Below are 9,679 nucleotides of genomic sequence, written 5' to 3'. Positions count from 1 at the left end.
GGCAGCAGTGATGCTGCCCTCCAGATGCTCCAGTGCCTGGAAGAACGCGTCCTTCACCTCATGAGACGCCATGGTCCTCGCAACTCCCCAAAAATTCAGGGCGTTGCGAGGACCACTAGAAACTGCCACCTCGGTGGGGAGCGGCGTCGTTCGTCTGTGGAACGGCTCAGGCGAGCACGATGGTGCGGTTGCCGGAGACCACCACGCGGCCTTCGGTGTGCCACTTCACTGCGCGGGACAGGGCCTGGGTCTCCGCCTCGGAGCCCACCGCCACAAGGTCTTCCGGGGCGTGGGCGTGGTCCACGGGGATCACACGCTGGGCGATGATGGGGCCCTCGTCGAGGTCCGGGGTGACGTAGTGGGCGGTGGCCCCCACCATCTTCACGCCGCGCTCGTACGCCTGGTGATAGGGCTTGGCACCCTTGAACGAGGGCAGGAACGAGTGGTGGATGTTGATGCAACGCCCGGTGAGCTGCTGGGTGAGCTCGTCCGAGAGGATCTGCATGTAGCGGGCGAGGACCACCAGCTCGGCGTCGTAGGCGTCCACGAACTCGAGCAGCTGGGTCTCCGCCCGGGGCTTGGTGTCCCGGGTGACGGGAACGTGGTGGAACGGCACCTCGTAGAGGTCCACGAGCGGGCGCAGGTCCGTGTGGTTGGACACCACCGCTACGATCTCCACGGGCAGGGAGCCCACGTGGGCGCGGTGCAGCAGGTCCACGAGGCAGTGCGAGATCTTGGAGACCATCACGAGAACCCTGGTCTTCTTGCGCGCATCCACCAATCGGAAGTCCATCCGGTGCTTCTCCGCCACGGGGCGGAAGCCCTCGATGAGCGACTCCGTGGTCACTGTCCCGGGCTCGCTGATCGTGTGGCAGCGGATGAAGAACTCGTTGTTGTGGCGGTCGGAGAAGTGCTTGACGTCGAAGATGTCGCATCCCTGGCCGGTGAGGTTGGAGGCCACGGCGCTGACAAGGCCGTACGCCTCGGGGCAGTGGGCGGTCAGGATGTGCTCGTCGGGCGCGGCCGTCTGGGCAGACATGAGGGGATGCTCCTGGGTCAGGGTGGGTCACGGTGCGGCTCGTCAGACCACTCGTCCGGTGGCGCGGCCGCAGCTGATCCTATCGTCCCCCGGACCTCGCGCGTCCCGGGCGGCTGCCCATTCCGGGACCTGCCCGATTCGGTGCTCTGCCCGTCGGTGGGATGATGACGTGTCTCGGGATGCTTGTGGGCCCCAAGAAACCGGCCCTTCGGGGAGCCGCGGGGGCGTTGTCGACCGGTGGCCGCGAGAGCGGACGGTAGGAGCCCGTCCGGCGCGGGGAGAGGTGCGCCTCTGTCAGAGAACCAGCGGCCACCGGCAGGCGATAACGCCTCAACGGGATCAAGCCGTGGGCTGAGCGGCTACCGACGCACAGCATCTGCCACAGTGCACCCCCCAGTGCAGGTGTGGCGATTTCCCTGCGCGAAGTCTCCCGTTGCGGTGGTTCGTAGAACCACGCCCTCAGAATATCCGAATTTCTCAGATTACTCGGAGCTTGTGATTTTGCATACACTTTCTGCCAACTCGCAGTGTGATATCGCGGAGGGGGCTCGCGGCGACCATTTTCCGGCTCAATAGGCCTCTGACTAGGGCAAACGATCAGATCTTTTCGGCCGGACATGATTAGCGAAGGCGAAGACTGACCTATGCCCTGGATAACTGATAAAAATGTGGGCACTAGAGGGGACAAGCGGGAGGTGGTAGCCCGCGCGAAGCGGCGAGACCGTTTCAGGCGGTCCCCGTGTTGAACGCCAGCCCCAGCAGGTAGGTGGCCACTGCCGCGCCGTAGCCGATCCCGAGTTGCCTCAGTCCCCGCTTAAGCGGAGAGGCGCCGGAGAGCAGGCCCACGAATCCGCCAGTCACCAGCAGCGCCAGGCCCACGAGTGCCATGCCCACGGCCATCGCCACCCAGCCGCTCAGGCCGAACAGGTACGGGAGGATCGGGATGATGGCGCCGGAGGCGAAGAAGCAGAAGCTGGAGGCCGCCGCACCCAGGTCCGTGCCGAGGGCCTGGTTCTCCCCCGCGGCCGGGGCGTCGTCGTCCGTGGCCAGCGCGAGCCGCGCCCGCTCGTCCTGGAAGGACAGCGAGGGGTCGCAGTCGCAGTCGTGGTAGCCGAGACGCTCTGCCGCGCGGTGCTCGGCGGCCTCCTCGCTCATGCCACGGGCCCGGTAGATCAGGGTGAGCTCGTTCGCATCGAGGTCCAGGGAGGGTGCCACCTCCAGCGTGACCTGCGTGGGCTGCGAGGCGTCCAGGAGCTCGCGCTGGGAGCGCACGGACACGAACTCGCCCGCGCCCATGGACAGCGCGCCGGCGAGCAGGCCGGCCACCCCGGAGAAGAGCACCATGGAGCTCGAGGTGCCCGTGGCGCCCACGCCCATCACGAGCGCGAGGTTCGAGACCAGGCCGTCGTTCGCGCCGAACACCGCCGCGCGGAAGTTCCCGGACAGCCGGGTGCGGCCGTCCGTGGCGAGTGCCCGGATGATCTCCTCGTGCACGGCCTCGTCCGCCGCCATGGCGTCGGTGGCGTCCGGGTCCTCCCGGTACGGGGAACGGGACTCGGCGCGCTGCAGCAGGGCGAGCACGAAGACGGAGCCCACGTGCTTGGCCAGGAACATCAGCAGCTGCGCCTGCAGTGCCGGGCGCACGGTCTTCTCCGCGTGGGGTCCGAGCAGTCGGCGCCAGTGCTCCGCGTGGCGGCCCTCGCCCTCCGCCACGCTGTGCAGGATCTCAGCGTGGCGCCCGGAGCTGTGGCGGGCCAGGTGCTCGTAGGTGGCGGCCTCCGCGAGCTCGTCCGCGAGGTAGTGGCGCCAGCGGCGGATCTGGGTGGGAGTCGGCTCGTGGGTCTCGGGCGGCGTGGACGACGGCGTGGTGGTTCGTGGCATGACTGGGGATCCTACGCGCGGGGCCGCGGGAGGTGCTTTCGGGAGCCCGAACTTGCCGGCTCAGACTCCGACGAGCGAGCGGATGTCGTCCGCGTTCAGGGTTGCGGAGAACACGCGCTCGTCGTCGAGCACGGCGCTGAAGAGGTCTGCCTTGCGGGTCTTCAGCTCCATGACCTTCTCCTCGATCGTGTTCTCCGCGACCATCCGGTAGACCATGACCTTCTTGGTCTGCCCGATCCGGTGGGTGCGGTCCACCGCCTGGTTCTCCGCGGCGGGGTTCCACCACGGGTCCAGGAGGTAGCAGTAGTCCGCCTCGGTGAGGTTGATGCCGAAGCCGCCGGCCTTGAGGCTCACGAGGAACACGGGGGCGCGGCCGCTGCGGAACGTCTCGAGGGCGCCCGCACGGTCCCGGGTGCTGCCGTCCAGGTAGGCGTATGCGATCCCGGCCTCGTCCAGACGGTCCGCGACGATCTTCAGGAAGCTGGTGAACTGGCTGAACACGAGTGGCCGGTGGCCTTCCTGGACGAGCTGCGGAAGCTGCTCGAAGAGCACGTCCAGCTTGGAGGACGCCGCGGTGGACTCGGGGTCCACGAGCGCTGGGTCCAGCGCGAGCATCCGCAGCGTGGTGAGCGACTGGAAGATGGTGAACCTGTTGCGGTCGAAGTCCCGCAGCAGCCCCAGGATCTTGGCGCGCTCGCGCTGCAGCCTGCGGTCGTAGGCGGCACGGTGCTCCGGGTTCAGACCCACCGGCAGCACGTGCTCGAGCTTGGGGGGCAGCTGCAGGTCCACGTCCGCCTTGGTGCGCCGCAGCATGAACGGGCGCAGCCGGGCCCGCAGCCTGGCCAGGGCGTCTGAGTCCATGGCGCGCTCGATGGGCCGCTGGTAGTGCTCCGTGAACTGCTTGCGCGAGGGGAACAGGCCCGCAGCGGTGAGGGAGAGGAGGGACCACAGCTCGGACAGGCTGTTCTCCATGGGGGTGCCCGTGATGGCGAGGCGGGTGCGGGCTCGCAGGTTCTTGACCGCGCGGTAGGCCTTGGTCCGCGGATTTTTCACGAACTGGGCCTCGTCCATGACCACTCCGGCCCAGTCCACGTCCTGGTAGGCCTCGGCGTCCAGGCGCAGCAGCGCGTAGGAGGTGAGCACCACGTGGGAGTGCGCCGCGGCGTCGGTCACCGAGTCCTTGGTGCTCGTGAGCACCGTGGTGCTCAGGGAGGGGGCGAAGCGGCGCAGCTCTGCGGACCAGTTGGCCACCACGGAGGTGGGGGCGACCACCAGGTACGGCGGGAGGTCCGGGTCCCGCTCCACAGCGCGCAGGACGGCCGCGATGGTCTGCACGGTCTTCCCGAGGCCCATGTCGTCCGCGAGGATCCCGCCGAGGTCGTGGTCCCACAGGAAGCTCAGCCAGCGGAACCCCTCGTACTGGTACGGGCGCAGCGTGGCCTGCAGCTGCGGGGGCACCGGCGGAGAGGGGATCTCGTCAAGGTGCGCGAGGGCGCGCACGCCGGTGCGCCACTGCTCGGCCTGCTCGGTGTCCGTGGCCAGCTCCTCGAACTGCTCCCACAGGCTGCTCTGGTACCGGTTAAGGCTCAGGGGTCCACCCTTGTCCTCCTGCAGGGTCCGGGCCTCGGCGATCAGCTCCCGCAATCGGATGAACTCAGGACGGTCCAGGGAGAAGTAGGAGCCGTCCGGCAGCAGCATGACGTCCTGGCCGCGGTCCAGGGCCTGGAAGATCTCGGAGAACGGCAGGTAATGCTCGCCCACGCGGACGGTCACTCCCAGCCCGAACCAGTCGTGGTGCTCGGTGGGCGCCGTGGAGACCGTGATCTGCGTGGGCTCGTTGACCTCCTCGTAGGCGGGGCGCCCGCCGGTCTCTTCGATACGCAGGTCCGGGATCCTGCGCAACTGGGGGAGCCAGGTGCGCAGCAGCGTGAGTGCATCCTCGGCGGCGTAGGAGCCACGCCGGAAGTCGAGGTCCGGGATCCTGCGGTGCACCGCCTGGACCATGGAGGACTCCCAGCCGGACTCCCGCGCCACAGCCTCGTCCCCCAGCGGGTCCAGGGGCCTGAACGGCAGCCGCACCCGTTCGCGGCCCTTCTGGTACTCCCACTCCCACTCGACACGCTCGGTGAGGTCGTCGTGGTGGAGGGTGAGTACGAACTCGGGGTCCGCGACCTGCGGCAGCACCAGGGACTCCTCCCCGGCGGTCACGTGCATGCTCTGGTGCAGGCGCGGGAAGTAGCTCTCGAAGAACTCCTCCACTCCTTCCTGCGGCACCGTCAACGTCTCGGCGCGGTCCAGGAACGAGCGCTGCTGCTGGTTCAGGCGCGTGCCGAGCGCCACGAGGTGCAACGGGAACTGGTTGAGGTCCTCCGCGGCGTCGAGGGCCTCGGGGGTCGCCTGCGGGTAGAAGAGGCCGTGGCCGGGGTGGCCGATGATCCGCGTCCAGCGCAGGGGGATCTCCTTCTCGCCCACCACGACCTGCGGGTGCAGGCGCAGCTCCCCGTTCTCGCCCGGGTCCACGCGGACCTCGAAGCGGCCCGCGGGGTCCAGGACCACGGGGGCACCCGTGCCCCGGGAGACCAGCGGGATGCCGAGGGCCTCGGCGCGCGCGAGCAGCGGCCACAGCAGGGGTGAGGTGTAGCGCTCCAGGCGCAGCTGGTAGCGGTCCGCGGCGTAGCTGCCGCGGTGGGACTCAGCGAGCGTCCTCAGCTCCTCGAACCAGTCCAGCTGGTCGTCGTCGAGCACGCCGGAACGGGCGTTGGAGCCCAGGTTCGACCAGTCGATCCCGGAGCGCACCCAGCCGCGGCGTCCCCGCACCACGGGCCTCGCGGAGAGAGTCAGAGGGATCTCCCCGGGTGATTTCTGCCACGCCTTCGGGGCCCGGTTCTGCACGCGGACGAGGTCGAGCTCGAGCGCCGCGGCGGGACCGGAGTCCGGGTCCGCGACGACCCTGCCCCCGCCGGAGCGGGGCACGATGAGGGACAGCTCGCTGCGCCAGTCCGGATCCGCACCGGGCAGAGGGGCGTCCGGGAACTGCGCAGCACCAACCATGGCGTCTACCGTACCGTCCGGCCCGACGCCGGGCGGGCACGCACGGCGCGCGCCCGCGGCATCGGCCCTTCCGGGGACGGGCGGGCGGCCCGTGAGCGCGTGGCCGCCGGGAACCTATAATTGGGACGACTGTGACGATGACCGAGCGCCGTACGGCGCAGACGGAGGATTTGTGGCTGACGCTGCCGGTTTCCACACTGGGGACCACGCAATTGCATCCGGACCCCAGGAGGTCGAGTACCTGCGCTGGAACGACGCCGTGGCGCGCGCGTTCTTCGGCCCCAGGCGCGCGGGGGACCTCGTCCAGCTGGACCTGGACGAGAAGATGCTCGAGCAGATCGGCTCGGAGTTCGGGCTGGACGGCCCCTCGACCCTGCGTGCGCTCGCAGACTCCGTGACGCCCCTGCTCGTCACGGACGGCTCCCGCCGCTCCGTGTTCGACGCCTTCAACAAGCTCACCGAGGTCTGGTACCGGATGTCCCGGCGCCAGCTCGAGGACCTCACGAAGATCGGCCCTCCGCCCATCGTGGCGCTGCTCGCACTGCTCTCACTGGCGGGCCGGCACATGTCCGCGCTCGCGGCCCGCACGGGCAAGAAGTCCGTGTCCAGCTTCTACCTCCCGCTCGCGGTGCTGCTGCAGGCCGGGCAGGACAACGTCAAGGCGCTCGAGGCGTCCGTGCGCAAGGACTCCGAGACCTACTGGGACGCGCTGCGCTACTGGCTCGAGGCCTTCGACGGCCAGCTGGGCCTGCCCTCGGCGTACGCCGTCAACCACCGCCCGGTGGGTCTCGCGCTCTCCCAGACGCTGTTCGGGCCCTCGGAGCTGCGCCAGCTGCACCAGGTCTTCGAGGACCTCGAGCTGACCACGGCGCAGGGCCTCAGCGCGGGTGAGCTGGGCATCTACATCGACTTCTGGCTCGACATCGCGGACACGGACGTGTCCAGGAGCATGCGCAGCATCTGGTCCAACCCGCTCACGCGCGATCCCGCCCTGCAGGTGGCGCTGGCCCAGCTGGCCGCGTGGGAGTCTGCTCCGGACGACGACGCCGCGGCGGCCACTCGCGGCACGCGCCACCTCGGCACGCGCAGCCCGGAGCTGTCCCTCTCGGACGGTACGGACTACGTGGGCAACCCCGTGTACGAGCTGGGCTTCGTGGTGCCCAAGCGGCTCGTCCCGGGACGCGAGGTTGACCTCGCGACCACCGCCGGGCCGCGCACGATGTTCCTGTCCTACATCGGAGACGCCTTCCTCGGCATCTCCGCGTACAGCGCCCGCATGACCAGCGACACGCTGCTCTCCGGGCAGCTCACCGTCACGGCGGGGGAGCTGACGCTCACGCGCAACCCACGCCCCGTCGTCGTCTTCGCCAAGGACGCCTACTCGGACACCTTCCTGTCCGTGGACCACGTGCCCGCCGCGTGGCCGTGCCGGATCATGGTGCGCAACGAGCCGGAATGGGTGGAGCAGATCCGCGCGATCCTGGACGACTCCGCGTCGCCGGACTACCGCGTGGTGGGCCCGGGCGAGAATGGCGTGGCGGAGGGCTGGGTGCTGTTCGACGACGTCCAGGTGCTGCGTGCCGGGGACCCCGCCCTGACAGTGAACGACAACTTCTCGGCGCTCGTCCCGCGACTGGTGCCTGCCATGACACTCTCCGGCGGCCTGCGGATCCCCGGTGACGTGGACCGTTTCTCGGCACTGCGCCCACCGCAGCTGACCGTGACCTCCGACAGTGACGACCCCCTGTCGGTCGAGTGCGAGTGGCGCAACCCGCACTCGTTCAAGCTCGTGAGCACCAAGCTGACCCCGTCGCGCGTGCCCCCCTTCCAGGTGAGCCTGGGACGCACCGAGCTCGCGCTGCCGGACGGGCGCCTGAAGCCCAACGACTACACGCTCGTGCTGCGTGCCGGGCGCACCGTCAAGCAGCGCCTCGAGTTCCGTGTGAGGGACAGCTCGTACTACATCACGCAGCGCTCGCTGGGCTACGAGGGCGAGATGGTGCACGTGGCGCAGGAGCCACTGTGGCCCGTCACCGCCGTCACCCGGGACGAGCTCCCGGACGAGTACGTCCAGGGCTCCTTCGACAACATGGACCCCTGGGGGCAGGACGACGACGCCGCGACCGCCGAGGTGCCCGAGGTCCCGGGCTGGGAGTCCGCCGAGGGCCAGATGTTCCCGGAGCGCAGCAACGAGCTGCCCGCCGCGCCGGACGTCTCCTGCATGGTTACCGGCAAGCACAAGGTGGTCCTTCCCCCGATGGATCCGAAGGCGAAGGCCGCGTGGGTCTTCGGGCGCTGCAAGTTCTGCGGTCTGACCAAGCGCTACCCCGGGCGGCTGACGAAGCTCTCCGCGGTGGGCCAGACCGGTTCCGTGGAGGCGCTGCAGTTCATCGGCCCGGACGAGGGTGAGTACCCCGGCTCGTGGGCGCCGCTGAAGGACGCCCTCACGTTCCTGGGCGGCGGCAAGCGCTCGAGCCTGTCCATCGTGGCGCGTCAGCTGGAGGACTCCGAGCGCTTCGAAGAGTGGTTCGTGGGCCACCTGCAGGCCCTCGGGTTCCTGGAGGTGATCCGGGACGAGAACTGGACGGCCCGCCGCTGGCAGGTGTGCTCGCCCGCGCTCACTCAGCTCGTGGACGGCTCCGTGCTGCTCACGGGCGGGTGGAAGACGGAGCAGGAGGACGCCGTCACCGCGGCTGTGGCGGCACAGGGCGGGGACGTCGTCGTGCTCTCCCCGGAGGATCACGCCACCACGATGCTCCAGGACGTGGACCTCGATGTCCTGAGCCGGGCACTGCCCAGCGGCATGTGCGACGTGGTCTTCGATGCCGGGCCCGTGATGCTCGAGACCCTGCCCCCGCTCTCCTCCGTGATCGCGCAGCTGCCGTTGCGGGAGATGCAGTACAACGGCGTGGCGGAGAGGTTCGTGCCGCAGGACGCCACATGGGAGCACACCGAGGACCGCAACCAGCCGGGGCTGTACCGGATCAACCACCACCACAAGACGCGCTACGCGTACCGCACCGCCGAGGATGTCGCTTCCGGCCACGCCCGGTCCGTGTCCTCGAACCTCGGCAAGCACGTGGTGGCACGCGAGACCGGAGTGGCGCTCGTGAGCTACGACCCCGAGCTGCGGCTGCTCTCAGTGCCCATCGGAGCCGCGCTGCCGGGGCTCTACGGGCGGGCCGCGGTGCTGTGCTCGGGGCTGCTGCCCACGCTCGTGGACGAGGACTTCTCCCTGAACTACGGGGACATCTCCCCGGAGTTCGCCCACACGCTGGTGGCCAAGCTGCTGGGGTGAACCGTCCGGTGCCGTCTCGTCCGTGCCGTCCGGGGACCCGCAGCGGCCCCAAACGGCACCGGGTGGCTCCTGTGCTGTCCCCCGAGCGGCACCGTGCAGCCTCCGCGTGCCGCCCGCTCGGCGGGTCCGGAGCTCCAGCGCGCGATGTGCCGTTCGCGTGCGACTGCCCTACAGTGGGAGGGCCGCAGCGGACTACCGTGCGGTAACACGACGTCTCGACCCCGGGTCGCCCGCGTCCGGCCCAGATATGTGGACCCTTCCATGAGTGAATCCTCGACCACACCTCCGCAGCCTGCCGGATCCTCCGCGAGCCGCGCCCACACCACGGTGAAGCCGGATCGACGAGCGCGGCCAGATCGGCCCCCGCAGCCAGATCGACCCGCGCAACCGGGGCAGTCCGCATCGGCCGA

Annotated in this window: 4 protein-coding genes; 1 reads left to right on the top strand and 3 read right to left on the bottom strand. The window is 69.6% G+C overall.

Translation table 11 applies throughout. The features are described 5' to 3' along the window. Nucleotides 1-166 precede the first annotated feature (166 nt). From purU to D8M39_RS09855, 3 genes are all read right to left on the bottom strand, one after another. Nucleotides 167-1,039 (bottom strand): formyltetrahydrofolate deformylase, encoded by an 873-nt coding sequence (purU, locus tag D8M39_RS09865; protein WP_055083448.1) that lies wholly within the window; start codon nucleotides 1,037-1,039, stop codon nucleotides 167-169. Between the two features lie 726 nt (nucleotides 1,040-1,765). Continuing rightward, nucleotides 1,766-2,920 (bottom strand): VIT1/CCC1 family protein, encoded by a 1,155-nt coding sequence (locus D8M39_RS09860; protein WP_055083450.1) that lies wholly within the window; start codon nucleotides 2,918-2,920, stop codon nucleotides 1,766-1,768. 60 nt (nucleotides 2,921-2,980) lie between these two features. Further along, nucleotides 2,981-5,971 carry a DEAD/DEAH box helicase gene (locus D8M39_RS09855; RefSeq protein WP_055083453.1) on the bottom strand — a complete coding sequence of 997 codons (2,991 nt, stop codon included), beginning with the start codon at nucleotides 5,969-5,971 and terminating at the stop codon, nucleotides 2,981-2,983. 172 nt (nucleotides 5,972-6,143) lie between these two features. Here D8M39_RS09855 and D8M39_RS09850 point away from each other — a divergent pair, with 172 nt between their 5' ends. After that, complete coding sequence (locus D8M39_RS09850; protein WP_094393549.1) at nucleotides 6,144-9,269, top strand: hypothetical protein; 3,126 nt, start codon at nucleotides 6,144-6,146, stop codon at nucleotides 9,267-9,269. Nucleotides 9,270-9,679 lie beyond the last annotated feature (410 nt).

The sequence above is a fragment of the Kocuria sp. HSID17590 genome, from assembly GCF_003989485.1.
In the GTDB taxonomy this organism is placed as follows: domain Bacteria; phylum Actinomycetota; class Actinomycetes; order Actinomycetales; family Micrococcaceae; genus Kocuria; species Kocuria salsicia.
Note: the sequence above shows the minus strand (reverse complement) of the source record. Positions and strands in the feature narration are given on the sequence as shown.